The sequence below is a fragment of the Nitrosomonas sp. genome (assembly GCF_040256045.1).
Classification (GTDB): Bacteria; Pseudomonadota; Gammaproteobacteria; order Burkholderiales; family Nitrosomonadaceae; genus Nitrosomonas.
Genome location: NZ_JBDZWD010000016.1, coordinates 1 through 13440, shown reverse-complemented (window position 1 = coordinate 13440; position 13440 = coordinate 1). Strand labels below are relative to the sequence as shown.

Sequence of the window (13440 nt, the reverse complement as noted above, 5' to 3'; positions counted from 1 at the left end):
GAAATATGACTACTGCTTTCTTCGTTCACATTGTTGACAACAGTAAAACCAGTCTGTGGGGAATGGACGGACGTACACGCCTCGAACGGATGCTGGGAACGATCAAGATGGCCACTGTGGTGGAAGAGGTATCACAACTGGCCGAGACTGATCCCGTGTTGCTGCTGCGTGCCGACTATCTGTTCGATGGCAGAGTAATCAGTGCACTGATGGCATTGCGTGAACCGGCCATACTCGTGGCTCCCCTGGATGAGATTCCAGTTGCGATTCTGACTGACGGGAAAGATGTCGCTGCGATGTGTGAAGTACTGAATGAAAAACGACCGGCATCTGATGATTTTCCCGTTCGTACCTTGAAAGATCTCCCGATTCAGGTGCAGCAGAATCTGAAGAAGAAGGATCCGCCCTATGTACTGTCGATCCGGCGTTGTAACCAAGTCGAGCTTGAATCAGAGCTGTTTGCCGCATCCTATAAGGGTGTAACCGATCTGGTCACCAAATGGCTATGGCCCTGGCCGGCATTTATGGCAACGCGTTTGTGTGTCCGACTGGGCCTGAAACCCAACCATGTGACGTTACTCAGTCTGGTCCTGGCTGTGCTGGCAGGCGTAGCATTCTGGTATGGCGCGTTTGGTATCGGCCTGATCATGGCATGGCTGATGACCTTTTTAGATACGGTCGATGGCAAGCTGGCACGTGTCACGCTGACATCGAGCAAGCTGGGCGATGTGCTGGATCACGGCCTGGATATCATTCATCCGCCATTGTGGTATCTGGCCTGGGGAGTAGGCCTCATGGCTACCGCCACGCCTGTGGCCGATCTTGAATTGCTGATCTGGCTGATGTTCATTGGCTATGTAGGGGGCCGTCTTTGTGAAGGCGCTTTTCAGTTCTGGTTGGCATCTTTTGATATTTTCATCTGGCGTAAAGTCGATTCGTTTCACCGTTTGATTACTGCACGGCGCAATCCGAATCTGATCCTGCTGACTGCTGGTTGGATGGCAGATCGGCCGGATATCGGGTTTATTCTGGTCGTATCGTGGCACCTGCTTTCGACCTTGTTTCTCGTTTACAGATTGTTCGCTGCCTGGCAAAGCCGGTCACAGGACGGCGTGCTTCACTCCTGGATGGAAGGTATCGATCCCGTTCGGGACAGGCAGCAGTTTGCCGTCAGAGTATTTACCCGGTTACCTTTTCCCCAACAGCATGTCAATGCCGCTGATAACGAGTAATTCAGTGGTGGATCTGATCCCTGCCAGAATTGGTTTGATTTATAACCCGCTGGGAGGTTGGTTTCGCAAGCATGCTGCACAGATGCAGAGTCTTCTGGCAACGTTACCGGAAATCAGACAGATTCGGGCAATCGATCAGATCGAGTTTGAACGGGCTGCCACTGTCGTAGTTGAAGTGAAGATCGAGTGGCTGATCGTTGTGGGAGGGGACGGTACTTTGCAAGGGGTGATGAGTTGTCTGTTTGAACGCTTGCCAGCGGACAAGTGGCCGGAGATCACCATCGTGCCTGCCGGGACGACCAACATGACTGCACTGGATCTGGGGATGGACGGGCGAGCCGAACAGATTTTGTCCAGAATCAGGCAATATCTGCGACGACCTGGTGACGTGAGACAAATACAAAGACCGGTGTTGCGTATCGAGCAGGCTGGTATGAAGAATGTATATGGAATGATGCTTGGTCTCGGCCTGATTGCACGTGGTGTAAAATTTTCACGCAGCCAGATCAAGCAAATAGGAGTGACCGGTAACATTTTTACCATTCTAATCGTATTGCGCTCGCTGGCGGGTATGTTTCTGGGGCGCCCGCAGGCCGAATGGGCGCCGGTGCGTATTACACAAAAAGATGAAACAGGGACATTGAGTGAGAGAGTGTATCTGTTCGCACTCATCAGCGCGCTGGAGAAATTATTGCTTGGTATTCGCCCCTATTGGGGACGGGAGCAAGCACCATTGCACGCAACATTTATCGGGCAACACAGCAAACGGTTCTGGCGCGCTATCTGGCCATTAATCGCAGGGCGTGGTCACCATTTGCAGAAGGAAGACGGCTATACCAGCTATAACGCGGCTTCGATCGAACTGTGGCTGGATGATGAATATATCGTGGATGGTGAGCTTTACTATGCTTCCAGCCAGAATGGCCCGCTGAAAATCACGGCTGATGGTCCGATTCTGTTCCGCGTTTTATGAAAAATATGAATGGGTACTACTGATTTACAAAATACTCCGGATCTTCTGATACAGGAAATTGCAATCCAGGATGCCCGACCTGTACATCCGGCATTTCAGGTTTTTATCGATGCGTTGAGACAGCGTTTCGGAGAGGCACTGGATGCAATCGTTTTATATGGCTCCTGCTTGCATACTTCTGACCTGACTGAGGGTATTGCTGATTTTTATGTGCTGGTCAGTGATTATCGGCTGGCTTATTCCGGTCGTCTGCTGGCTGGCCTGAACGCCTGGCTGCCGCCGAATGTCTTTTATCTGGAAGTTCCTGCAGCGGCCAGTGTGATGCGTGCAAAGTACGCAGTTATTTCGACGGAGGATTTTGAACGCGGCGCCCGGCAGTGGTTTCACCCCTATATCTGGGCACGTTTTGCACAGCCGGTCAGATTGCTTTATACCCGCGACGATCAGACTAGGAAGCGCGTCTATGCTGCGCAGGCGAGTGCCGTACTTAAATTCATCAGTACGACGCTGCCTGTACTTGAACCTGGCCCCAGTGACCTGGAGACGATCTGGGCTTCCGGTCTGATGCTGACTTATGCTGCCGAACTGCGTGCAGAGCGTGAAGCGCGTGCGTGTCATCTGGTACGGATTGATCCGGAAATCTACAGCCGACTGACTGCAGCGGCCATCCCTGTCTTGAACCCGCTGCTGAGTTTACAGGCTGATGGGCGATATCATATCGAGCCGGTCACACCACTGAAAAGATTGAGTGCACGTATCTACTGGCGTTTGCGGCGCTGGCAGGGAAGAGTGTTGTCGATTCTGCGGCTGAGTAAAGCGACAATGACTTTCCGGGATTGTCTGGATTATGCTGCATGGAAAATTGAACGCCATACCGGCATCAAAGTGGAAATTACGCCTATGTTGAGACGTCATCCGATTCTCTGGGGATATAAAGTCATGTGGCAATTACTGCGGCGTGGTGTATTGCGCTGAGCAGATGCAATATCCGGGTATTTACCGGAAAATTTATTTGGGAGTGACGATCATGAAGTATTCAATCTGGTTCTTTGCTGTGATTTTTGTGATTTCCCTAACGGCCTGTTCCACCATGTATTACGGTGGACTTGAAAAAATCGGTATCCCGAAGCGGGATGTACTGGTTTATCGGGTGGAGAAAGCGAGAGATACACAGGAAGAAACACGAGAGCAATTCAAATCTGCTCTGGAGCAGTTTTCTGCTGCTACCAATTTTAAAGGGGGGGATCTTGAGAAGATTTACAAAAAACTGAATGGTGAGTATGAGGCGAGTGTGAACAAAGCAAAGGAAGTTAGAAGTCGTATCGAAGATATCGAAAGCATCTCAGCAGCATTATTCAGAGAATGGGAACAGGAAATCACGCAATATTCAAATCCGGCACTGAAACGGAGCAGTCAGGACAAGCTAACTGAGACCAGGTCGTATTACAAGCAGCTCATTGCGGCCATGAAAAACGCAGAATCGAGGATACAGCCCGTGTTGACCGTTTTCAACGATCAGGTCATGTACCTCAAGCATAATCTCAATGCTCGGGCAATCGCCTCGTTGAAAGGTGAATTGAAAACATTGCAATCGAATGTTTCGACTCTGGTTGCTGCGATGGAAAAATCTATCAATGAAGCCAATACATTTATCAGCAATATAGAAAAAACTAAGTAATGGCTGCTTGGCTATTTGCGGTGGCTGTTCGCCAGTAAAGCTGCGAGAGAAGACCGAAGTGGAGATCCTGCCGGCAGTGAATTGGACAGTTTGTCCAGATGTTCGATTGCAGTCCGACTCAGTGAACGTGTGATTTCGCGAGCATTCCTGGACTCCGGGGAATATAACTGTGGCTGGACGGAAAACCTGATATTTTCAACCTTGACGCCAGCATTGTTCATTTTTTGCCGGATCGATGGAGCAAGGTGACGTAGCCGGCTGGCGGTGGTGCCATTACCCGCATAAATGACCAGGAGCCCGTCAGCGGTGTACTGACCCACTGTACACTGGTTTCTCAGTGGGAAAGGAATGGTATTCAGCAGATGTTTTTGCACTTGTGCGAGATGCTCGGCCCTGGCAAATAACCGACCATAATCGGGTGTGTTACCGAGTGCTGCCAAAAAATTATTTAGATTGAGAATGGGCACGTTACTTTACATTTTTGGTCATATGAGCTCAGGTGAGGAAAGCAGGATATCAAGGTACTGTCCGGGTAGGTTGCAGCGTAAAAGGCTCGCAGGAAAGATGGCACCGTAGGGTTCTGGGCGACTCTGTTCAGCTTACCATTTCGATTATGGTAGTATGACCGGGTTTTGCTATCCCGGCAACTGGGAAAGTTACAGCACTAAGTGTTCATTCCGGTTGAGAGGTTTAACCAGTATAAAAATGCCAAATTACTCGCATATTACTTGATGCTTGAGCGCGCTGAGCCCGAAAACATAATGTTGCGTTACTCGTTTTCTGCACAGACACATTCATTCGTGTCATTAACAGGATTTCTCCGATCGGGCTGCAAGCCGGCTCACAAACAACGGCCTTTATTATTCTTCTGCTATGAAACAAATCAAATTCGGTAGATGATCTGTAATCAGTACGTTTTTACATCAATAGACAAATAACTAATTTCCCATGCTGAGTAACTTACTAAAGAGTATTTTTGGCAGCCGCAACGACCGGCTGATAAAACAGTATTCAAAGATCGTTCGCGCTATCAATGAGCTGGAAGCCACGATTTCCCCACTATCAGATGAGGAACTGTGCGCCAGGACGAGTGAGTTCAAACAACGTGTTGCAAACGGAGAGAAGCTGGATCAGTTGTTACCTGAAGCGTTTGCCGTGGTTAGGGAAGCGGGGAAGCGTGTGTTGGGTATGCGCCATTTTGATGTACAGTTGATTGGTGGCATGGTTCTGCATGAAGGAAAAATCGCCGAGATGCGTACCGGTGAGGGAAAAACGCTGATGGCGACGTTGCCGACTTACCTGAATGCACTATCGGGCAAAGGAGTGCATATCGTTACGGTCAATGATTATCTGGCAAAGCGTGATGCAGAATGGATGGGGCAGATTTACCGCTTTCTCGGGCTGACTGTCGGCGTGGTACTGTCACAAATGCCTCACGAGGAAAAACAGGCCGCTTATGCCGCGGATATAACCTACGGCACGAACAACGAATATGGCTTTGATTATCTGCGTGACAATATGGTGGGACACAGCGCGGAGCGGGTGCAGCGCGTGCTGAATTTTGCAATCGTGGACGAGGTCGATTCGATTCTGATCGATGAAGCCCGCACGCCGCTTATTATCTCGGGGATGGCTGAGGGTGATACCGAAATCTATAAACGTATCGATGCATTGATTCCCGGGTTGACTCGGCAGGAAGATGAAAAAAGCCCTGGTGATTATAGCGTGGATGAAAAAACTCAGCAGGTGTTGCTGAGCGAAGAAGGATTCGAGCATGCAGAAAAATTACTGAGCGAGGCGGGCTTGCTGTCTGTCGGGTCCAGTCTGTATGATCCGGCGAATGTCAGTTTGATTCATCATCTCAATGCCGCATTACGTGCGCGGGTGTTGTACAACCGTGATCAGCATTACGTCGTGCAGAATGGTGAAGTTATCATCGTTGACGAGTTCACAGGTCGCCTGATGCCGGGAAGGCGATGGTCAGAAGGCTTGCATCAGGCCGTTGAAGCCAAAGAAAACGTTCCAATTCAGAAAGAAAACCAGACGCTGGCATCCATTACTTTCCAGAATTATTTCCGGATGTATGAAAAACTTGCCGGTATGACGGGTACTGCCGATACGGAAGCATTCGAGTTTCAGCAGATTTATGGACTGGAGACAGTCGTTATTCCTACCCATCGTCCAATGGCACGAGATGATCGTATGGATCAGGTTTTTCGCACCCCTCAGGAAAAATATCAGGCAATCATTGCGGATATCAAGGATTGTTACGAGCGTAGCCAGCCTGTCCTAGTGGGGACAACCTCAATCGAGAACAATGAATTGCTCGCAGCTCTGCTGACCAAGGAGAAATTGCCTCATCAGGTGCTCAATGCCAAACAGCATGCCAGAGAAGCCGATATCATTGCTCAGGCAGGACAGCCAAAGATGGTAACTATTGCGACCAATATGGCTGGTCGGGGAACGGACATCGTCCTGGGTGGAAATCAGGAGCAGGAAATCAATCGTATCCGGGCAGATGAAATGCTTGATGAAGTTGCCAAAAGTAAAAAAATAGAAGAAATTCATCAGGCATGGCAGGTCAGACATGATGAAGTGATCAGGTTGGGCGGGTTACATATCATCGGTACCGAACGGCATGAATCACGCCGAATTGACAATCAGTTGCGCGGACGTGCTGGCCGGCAGGGAGATCCGGGTTCCAGTCGTTTTTACCTGTCACTGGAAGATCCCCTCTTGCGTATTTTTTCTTCGGACAGAGTTGCAAATATCATGACGCGCCTCAAAATGCCGGAAGGAGAAGCAATCGAGCACCCTTGGGTTACACGAGCGATAGAAAATGCCCAGAGAAAGGTTGAAGCCCGAAATTTTGATATTCGCAAGCAATTGCTGGAATATGATGATGTAGCTAACGATCAGCGCAAGGTGATTTACCAGCAGCGCAACGAACTGCTGGATGCCGAGCAGGGTATTTCAGAAACGACCACCGCCATCCGGGAAAGTGTGGTACATCTGCTCATCAGTCGTTACATTCCTGAGCAGAGTATCGAAGAACAGTGGGATATTCCAGGGCTGGAAAAAGCGCTGGCCAGCGAATTTCATCTGCAAATTCCTGTTCAGAAATGGCTGGAGGAAGATAGTGAGCTGCATGAAGAAAATCTGCGTGACCGGATCGTGGAACTGGTAAATACGAATTATCTGAACAAGGTTGAGCAGGTCGGTGCGCCCATCATGCATCAATACGAACGGATGGTCATGCTGCACAGTATAGACACACATTGGCGCGAACATCTGGCTGCACTGGATCATTTGCGGCAAGGGATCCATTTGCGAGGCTATGCACAGCAGAATCCCAAACAAGAGTATAAACGGGAAGCTTTTGAGTTGTTCACCAGTATGCTTGATGCCATTAAAGCTGATGTAACCAAAATTCTCATGACAGTGCAGATTCGTAGTGAACAGCAGGTTGAATCAGTTGCAGAAACATCGGTACCTAGAAATCTGGAATATCATCATGATACTCACAGCGAATTGGCGGAAGAACAGCGACCTACAGCAGAAGGTCACGAGAATAAACAGCAGCCGTTTGTCCGTAAAAATGAAAAAATCGGACGAAATGATCCCTGTCCTTGTGGATCGGGCAAAAAATACAAGCAATGTCATGGCAAATTGAACTAGGGGCTGTGTAAGCTTGGCAATCAATCTATCTCAGTAGGTACAGGTTGTGCTAAAATGGCTCCCCTTATGGGGTTACTACTTTGAGGACTGGCGTTCTCGGGTCTCGATTTTGTTTTGTGGTTTGTTAATTAAGTGTATTGCTGGTTGACAGGAAATTAATGAAATGGAATTGTTAGAAAATGACAGATAGTGGTGAGAATGGAAAGATGAGCGGGCGCCGCCGCTTTTTACTGGTGGCCACTTCGGTCGCCGGTGCAGTTGCCGGTGCGGGTGTGGCGACCCCATTTTTACGCAGCATGATGCCGAGTGAGCGGGCCAAAGCTGCAGGGGCGCCCGTCGAGGTGGATATCAGCAAACTGGAGCCGGGTATGTTGTTAACGGCTGAGTGGCGGGGAAAGGTTGTCTGGGTACTCAAGCGCACTCCTGAAATGCTGGATAACTTAGAAAAATTGAATGACCAGCTCGCTGACCCTGATTCACAGCGGGATCAGCAGCCTCCTTATGCGCAGAACCATACAAGATCGATCAAGCCTGAAATATTGGTCGTTTTAGGGGTTTGTACTCATCTGGGATGTTCACCAGTCTATCGAAAAGATATTGCACCTGCTGATTTAGGTCCGGAATGGCTGGGAGGATTCTTCTGCCCTTGCCACGGGTCCAAATTCGATTTGGCCGGGCGTGTCTACAAGAGTGTTCCGGCCCCTTCCAATCTGGTAGTACCTCCTTATACCTATTTGAGTGACAACCGGCTTTTGGTCGGTTCAGACAGTAAAGAGTCCGCCTAAAATGAGTAAACAGCAAAATGCAATGATGGAATGGATAGACAAGCGCTTTCCTTTAACAGCTACCTGGAAAGCACATTTGTCTGAGTATTACGCTCCCAAGAATTTCAACTTCTGGTATTACTTTGGGTCGCTGGCACTGCTTGTGTTGGTCAACCAGTTGCTGACAGGTATTTTTCTGACCATGAATTACAAACCTGATGCGGGAATGGCATTTGCATCGGTTGAGTATATCATGCGGGATGTGGATTTTGGGTGGTTGATCCGGTACATGCATTCCACAGGAGCTTCCATGTTTTTCGTGGTAGTTTACCTGCATATGTTCCGCGGGATGATGTACGGATCTTACCGGAAGCCGCGTGAATTACTGTGGTTGATCGGTATGGCCATCTTCTTCGTGCTGATGAGCATGGCGTTTACCGGATACATTCTTCCGTGGGGGCAGATGTCCTATTGGGGAGCACAGGTGATTGTGAGTATGTTTGGGGCGATACCGGTCATCGGAGATACTCTATCAAACTGGATTCTTGGCGATTTTATGCTGTCGGATGCAGCATTGAACCGGTTTTTTGCTTACCATGTGGTCACATTGCCGGTATTGATCGTCGTGCTGGTATTTGTGCATATCCTCGCTTTACATGAAACTGGTTCCAACAACCCTGATGGTATTGAGATCAAGGCCAACAAAGATCCACGTACTGGCATACCGGTCGATGGCATACCGTTTCATCCCTATTATACGGTCAAGGATATTTTTGGAGTGGTCGGGTTTCTGATCGTATTCTGTGGAATTATTTTCTTCGCACCCGAGATGGGGGGGTATTTCCTGGAAGACAACAACTTTATTCCAGCCAATCCTTTACATACACCTGATCATATTGCACCGGTATGGTATTTCACACCATATTATTCGATGTTGCGCGCAGTCACGGTAAATTTCCTGGGGGTGGATGCCAAGTTATGGGGAGTGATTCTGATGGCAGCATCAGTGGTTATCTTCTGTTTTCTGCCTTGGCTGGATCGCAGTCCGGCTAAATCGATCCGCTATAAGGGTCCATATTTCAAATTTGCACTGACTCTCTTTGTGATCAGCTTTTTCGTTCTTGGATGGTTAGGTACTAAATCTCCAACCCCGCTGTATACATTGCTGGCACAAATTTTTACTGTAATTTATTTTGCTTTCTTTCTCCTGATGCCGTGGTACAGCAAAATAGACAAAACTAAACCAGAACCGAAGAATGTAACAAAATGAGAATGATAAAATTTTTACTACTAGCCATATTATTGGCTCCGTTTGTCGCTTATTCTTCCGGTCAGGAAGTCAAGCTGGATAAAGCTCCCATAGACAGAGCCGATAAGGAATCTCTACAGCGGGGAGCCAAGAGTTTCGTGGAATATTGCCTTACTTGCCACGGTGCCAATTTCATGCGTTTCAATCGTCATCACGATATCGGAATGAGTGAGGATGATATTCGTGCTAACCTTATCCATACTGGGCAAAAAACGGGTGATCTTATGGAAGCCGCGATGAGAAAGAAAGAGGCTGAGGGATGGTTTGGTGTGGTTCCTCCCGATTTATCCGTCATTGCTCGAGCTCGTGGAGCAGATTGGTTGTATACCTATTTGCGTACTTTTTATCAGGATACTTCAACTTACAGTGGCTGGAATAACCTGATTTTTGACAAAGTGGCCATGCCTCACGTTCTGCATCATTTGCAGGGATGGCAGGTACTCGAACCTGGAACCGGAAACCTGGTGCAAACAAAACCGGGTACGATGACCAAAGAGGAATACGACAGATTCGTAGCCGATATGGTGAATTACATGGTTTATCTAGGTGAGCCGCATGCACCTTATCGTAAGGAACTTGGAGCTATTGTACTGTTGTTCCTGTTTGGTATGTTGGGGCTGACCTATCTGCTCAAGAAAGAATATTGGAGAGATGTACATTGATCTCCTTGAAGTCAGTTTCTGTGTAACCGGTTTCATCTGACAGTAGCTATGATGACATTGTATTCAACGGCGACCTGCCCTTTCAGTCACCGGTGTCGTATTGTATTACACGAAAAGGATATGGATTTTCAGGTTATTGATGTTGATCCCAACAACATACCTGAAGATATTGCTGTAATCAGTTCTTACAGTAAAGTGCCTATTCTGGTCGAGAGAGATCTCGTGCTGTACGAAGCAAACATTATCAATGAGTATGTTGATGATCGTTTTCCGCACCCGCAACTCATGCCTGCGGAACCGGTAATGCGAGCTCGTGCGAGACTGTTGCTGCACCGGTTCGAGAAGGAGCTTTTCTGCCATATAGAATCTCTGGAACAGGGAGATCATAAAATAGCAGATAAAGCACGTGCAGAGATAGCGAACGGATTGACAATGATCGCTTCCATCTTCGAGAAACAGAGATACATGCTTGGGGACGAATACACCATGCTGGATGTGGCGATTGCTCCTTTGTTATGGCGACTTGATCACTATGGTATCAAGCTGCCAAAGCAGGCGGCACCATTGCTGAAATATGCCGAGCGACTCTTCAGCAGGCCCTTGTTTATTGATGCGCTGACTCCATCTGAAAAATTGATGCGTAAATGAATGATGGTTCTTCAATCAAGCCTTATTTGATACGTGCGGTACACCAGTGGTGTACCGACAGCATGTATTGTCCGCATGTTTCAGTACAGGAGAGCGGTTGTTCGGGTATTCCTGCTGAATCATTCAAGGATGGAGAAATAATACTTAATATAAGTTATCAGGCAACGAATGATTTGCTAATTGATAATGAAACAATTCAATTTGTAGCGCGCTTTAACGGGGTGCCAAGAAAAGTTGAGATTATGATTGGAGCGGTGGTCGCGATATTCGCCAGAGAATCAGGTCAGGGACTTACTTTTATTCCGGAAGTCAATAAGACAGATGTTGCTGATGAACAAGGAAGCAGTGTAGATCACCCTGTTTCACAGGACAGCCAGGCTTTATCCATTGAGAGTAAACGGGGTAAACCTTTTTTGAAAATTATAAAGTAGTTTGATTTTTCCTGTTTGCCGGCATAGCTCAGTTGGTAGAGCAGCTGATTTGTAATCAGAAGGTCGCGAGTTCGATTCTTGCTGCCGGCACCATTAAATCAATAGGTTGCAGTGTAATTAGTTAGTAGCTTGTTGTTACCTGTCCCAAGAAACGTAACCATTAGTGAATTTCCCCGCTCATTTTTTCAGCATATTTAGCCAGATGATCGCTGGAAAGATGAGCATACCGCCTTACCATATCAGCTGATTCCCATCCGCCCAATTCCTGCAGTGCATGTAGCGGTGTGCCGGCTTGTATATGCCAGCTTGCCCATGTATGTCGTAGGTCGTGCCATCTGAAATCTTCTATCTCTGCGCGTTTGAGTGCATTACGAAATGCCTTGGTGTTGACTTGTATAACCCTTGATCCCTTGTAGGTGAAAACGTGGTTATCATTTTTCCCGATCTGGCTTTTGAGTATCTGGATGGCGGCTTTTGATAAGGGTACCGGTATGGCTTTCTTTGCTTTGGCCTGGTCAGGATGTATCCATGCGCATGAACGATCGAGATCGACTTGATCCCATGTCAGCTCAGTAACATTTGACTGTCTTAATCCTGTTTCCAGACTGAACTGCACGATTGACACCAGGTGTGCGGGCAGTTCTCCGATGAGTCTGTTCGCTTCTTCCCGGGTCAACCATCTGACCCTTCTCTTTGGTTCGGGGAGTAGCTTTATGCTCGGATAGCGGTCAATCCATTCCCACTCATTGGTGGCCTTACGCAGGATTGCTCTTATTACAGCAAGCGTCCGATTGCAGGTAGCGTTGGATGATCCCTCGTGTAATCGGGATTTGATGATCTGATCGATATCTTCCCGGCTGATTTCATGCAGCAACTTTCCCCTGAGATATATATCCAGCCAGCGTAAGTGAGTAAGGTCATCATGTTGCGTTGCCTTGTGTCTGGTTTCTCCCAGCCATTTCATGACTGCCTCTTCCCATGCTCGATGGGGCTTTGCTCCAAGTTTTAATTGCTCCCATAACCCGGCCTTCAGTTTGTCGTGGTATTCCTGCGCCTTTTTTCTGTCTGAAGTCCCAGTGCTTTGATATAGGATTCTTCCGTTATGGCTGATTTTGACCCACCAGAAAGCGGAATCTTTTCGTTTATAGAGTGACATTTAACCTCCCCATTGTTATGTTCCTCTTTATGTTCGGATATGTATCGGATCAGGTCAATGTCAACAAATCTCCATGCACGGCCGATCTTACGGCATGGTATCTTTCCGCTTGCAGCCAGCGATAACATTGTCACGCGGCTCACTTTAAGCAAGGATGCAGCTTCATCGGTGGTCAGGATTTTGGCTTCCATCTTTATTCGGCCAGCCTACCTGATACCCAGTTTTGGGCTGTTGCCGGTTTTGTGCAGATTGCTATTTGCGGCTAGTCGTATTAATTCGTCTCTGAATTCGATCGGTGTTGCATTTGCTTCACGCCGTCTTAGGGTCGGCTTATTTCTTTCTTTCCCACGTTGATCGTGATATCCGACCTGATGTGATCCTTCTGGGCGTTGCCATCTCAATCCGAAGGGTGTAGATGAGCCGAAGTAATACAGCCATGTTGATTTGTTTGCGCGGTGACCGTAGGCGCTTTGCCAAACTTCACAAACCCAGCCTCCATCTATGATTGCCTGCCATCCAGGGCCTAGGGGTAATAATCCATATTCTCTGAAAGCCTTGCTTTTCGCTGGATGCTCCAATACACCTCCAAACTTTCTTACACTGCGTAATGCTGCGACGAAACAGCCACCATCATTTCCTGGACGATTGTGTTCCCCACCCCATCTTTTGTAATTTATAGAAGCAAATGCTCCCCATAGCTGACATGGTGGGTGTGCTACGACTGGATACGGACCGCTATATTTCCTGGCATCACGATCAATAGGCCATATATCAATATTTGGTAAGTTGGCATAGCATCCGTCCTTTTGTACAAATAGAGCGGCTATTTTCATATTCCCCTCGGTTGCCATTTAGTTTCCATATGCTTATATCTTGTTGAGCCGCTTTCGATAACTGCACATTTCAGGA

At 47.9% G+C, this 13440-nt stretch carries 14 protein-coding genes and 1 tRNA gene; 11 read left to right on the top strand and 4 right to left on the bottom strand.

The genetic code is table 11. The features are described from left to right. The first annotated feature begins 5 nt into the window (after positions 1-5). The 4 genes from ABUL11_RS04685 to ABUL11_RS04670 are packed head-to-tail and all read left to right on the top strand — an operon-like array spanning position 6 to position 3883. A complete protein-coding gene (locus tag ABUL11_RS04685; RefSeq protein WP_350282704.1) occupies positions 6-1232 on the top strand; it encodes a CDP-alcohol phosphatidyltransferase family protein in 1227 nt (408 codons plus the stop codon). Positions 1233-1236: 4 nt separating this feature from the next. After that, positions 1237-2205, top strand: a complete 969-nt coding sequence (locus tag ABUL11_RS04680) for a diacylglycerol kinase family protein (protein WP_350282703.1) — start codon at positions 1237-1239, stop codon at positions 2203-2205. A gap of 9 nt (positions 2206-2214) precedes the next feature. Next, entirely contained in the window at positions 2215-3180 is a 966-nt protein-coding gene (locus tag ABUL11_RS04675; protein WP_350282702.1) for a hypothetical protein, read from the top strand. A gap of 52 nt (positions 3181-3232) precedes the next feature. Then, positions 3233-3883 carry a DUF2959 domain-containing protein gene (locus tag ABUL11_RS04670; protein WP_350282701.1) on the top strand — a complete coding sequence of 217 codons (651 nt, stop codon included), beginning with the start codon at positions 3233-3235 and terminating at the stop codon, positions 3881-3883. A gap of 11 nt (positions 3884-3894) precedes the next feature. Here the strand turns inward: ABUL11_RS04670 and ABUL11_RS04665 are convergent, their stop codons facing one another. After that, positions 3895-4323, bottom strand: coding sequence for a DciA family protein (locus ABUL11_RS04665; RefSeq protein ID WP_350282700.1), 429 nt, complete (start codon positions 4321-4323; stop codon positions 3895-3897). Positions 4324-4831: 508 nt separating this feature from the next. Between ABUL11_RS04665 and secA the strand changes: the two genes are divergently transcribed. The 7 genes from secA to ABUL11_RS04630 all read left to right on the top strand — a co-directional run bounded on the left by secA (position 4832) and on the right by ABUL11_RS04630 (position 11468). Further along, positions 4832-7561 (top strand): preprotein translocase subunit SecA, encoded by a 2730-nt coding sequence (gene secA / locus ABUL11_RS04660; protein WP_350282699.1) that lies wholly within the window; start codon positions 4832-4834, stop codon positions 7559-7561. Positions 7562-7740: 179 nt separating this feature from the next. Further along, the gene (gene petA / locus ABUL11_RS04655) at positions 7741-8346 is read left to right on the top strand and encodes a ubiquinol-cytochrome c reductase iron-sulfur subunit (protein WP_350282698.1); all 606 of its coding nucleotides are present in this window, start codon (positions 7741-7743) and stop codon (positions 8344-8346) included. A gap of 1 nt (position 8347) precedes the next feature. Further along, positions 8348-9595, top strand: coding sequence for a cytochrome b (locus ABUL11_RS04650; protein WP_350282697.1), 1248 nt, complete (start codon positions 8348-8350; stop codon positions 9593-9595). After that, positions 9592-10296 carry a cytochrome c1 gene (locus tag ABUL11_RS04645; RefSeq protein ID WP_350282696.1) on the top strand — a complete coding sequence of 235 codons (705 nt, stop codon included), beginning with the start codon at positions 9592-9594 and terminating at the stop codon, positions 10294-10296. Before ABUL11_RS04650 ends, ABUL11_RS04645 begins: the two co-directional genes overlap by 4 nt. A gap of 48 nt (positions 10297-10344) precedes the next feature. Further along, positions 10345-10944: a glutathione S-transferase N-terminal domain-containing protein gene (locus tag ABUL11_RS04640; protein WP_350282695.1), complete on the top strand. Its 600-nt coding sequence runs from the start codon at positions 10345-10347 to the stop codon at positions 10942-10944. Further along, entirely contained in the window at positions 10941-11375 is a 435-nt protein-coding gene (locus ABUL11_RS04635; RefSeq protein WP_350282694.1) for a ClpXP protease specificity-enhancing factor, read from the top strand. Before ABUL11_RS04640 ends, ABUL11_RS04635 begins: the two co-directional genes overlap by 4 nt. A gap of 17 nt (positions 11376-11392) precedes the next feature. Further along, a tRNA-Thr gene (locus ABUL11_RS04630) sits at positions 11393-11468 on the top strand. Positions 11469-11535: 67 nt separating this feature from the next. Here ABUL11_RS04630 and ABUL11_RS04625 read toward each other — a convergent pair. The 3 genes from ABUL11_RS04625 to ABUL11_RS04615 are packed head-to-tail and all read right to left on the bottom strand — an operon-like array spanning position 11536 to position 13382. After that, on the bottom strand, positions 11536-12486 hold the full coding sequence (locus tag ABUL11_RS04625; protein ID WP_396956502.1) for a tyrosine-type recombinase/integrase: 951 nt from the start codon (positions 12484-12486) through the stop codon (positions 11536-11538). Further along, a complete protein-coding gene (locus tag ABUL11_RS04620; RefSeq protein WP_350282692.1) occupies positions 12405-12722 on the bottom strand; it encodes a helix-turn-helix domain-containing protein in 318 nt (105 codons plus the stop codon). Before ABUL11_RS04620 ends, ABUL11_RS04625 begins: the two co-directional genes overlap by 82 nt. Before the next feature lie 15 nt (positions 12723-12737). Then, positions 12738-13382, bottom strand: a complete 645-nt coding sequence (locus ABUL11_RS04615; protein WP_350282691.1) for a hypothetical protein — start codon at positions 13380-13382, stop codon at positions 12738-12740. Positions 13383-13440: the final 58 nt, after the last annotated feature.

Coding starts and splice junctions, on each gene's coding strand:
- ABUL11_RS04685 (WP_350282704.1), top strand. CDS start 6: ATGACTACTGCTTTCTTCGTTCACATTGTTGACAACAGTAAAACCAGT.
- ABUL11_RS04675 (WP_350282702.1), top strand. CDS start 2,215: ATGGGTACTACTGATTTACAAAATACTCCGGATCTTCTGATACAGGAA.
- ABUL11_RS04670 (WP_350282701.1), top strand. CDS start 3,233: ATGAAGTATTCAATCTGGTTCTTTGCTGTGATTTTTGTGATTTCCCTA.
- secA (WP_350282699.1), top strand. CDS start 4,832: ATGCTGAGTAACTTACTAAAGAGTATTTTTGGCAGCCGCAACGACCGG.
- petA (WP_350282698.1), top strand. CDS start 7,741: ATGACAGATAGTGGTGAGAATGGAAAGATGAGCGGGCGCCGCCGCTTT.
- ABUL11_RS04650 (WP_350282697.1), top strand. CDS start 8,348: ATGAGTAAACAGCAAAATGCAATGATGGAATGGATAGACAAGCGCTTT.
- ABUL11_RS04645 (WP_350282696.1), top strand. CDS start 9,592: ATGAGAATGATAAAATTTTTACTACTAGCCATATTATTGGCTCCGTTT.
- ABUL11_RS04640 (WP_350282695.1), top strand. CDS start 10,345: ATGATGACATTGTATTCAACGGCGACCTGCCCTTTCAGTCACCGGTGT.
- ABUL11_RS04635 (WP_350282694.1), top strand. CDS start 10,941: ATGAATGATGGTTCTTCAATCAAGCCTTATTTGATACGTGCGGTACAC.
- ABUL11_RS04620 (WP_350282692.1), bottom strand. CDS start 12,722: ATGGAAGCCAAAATCCTGACCACCGATGAAGCTGCATCCTTGCTTAAA.
- ABUL11_RS04615 (WP_350282691.1), bottom strand. CDS start 13,382: ATGGCAACCGAGGGGAATATGAAAATAGCCGCTCTATTTGTACAAAAG.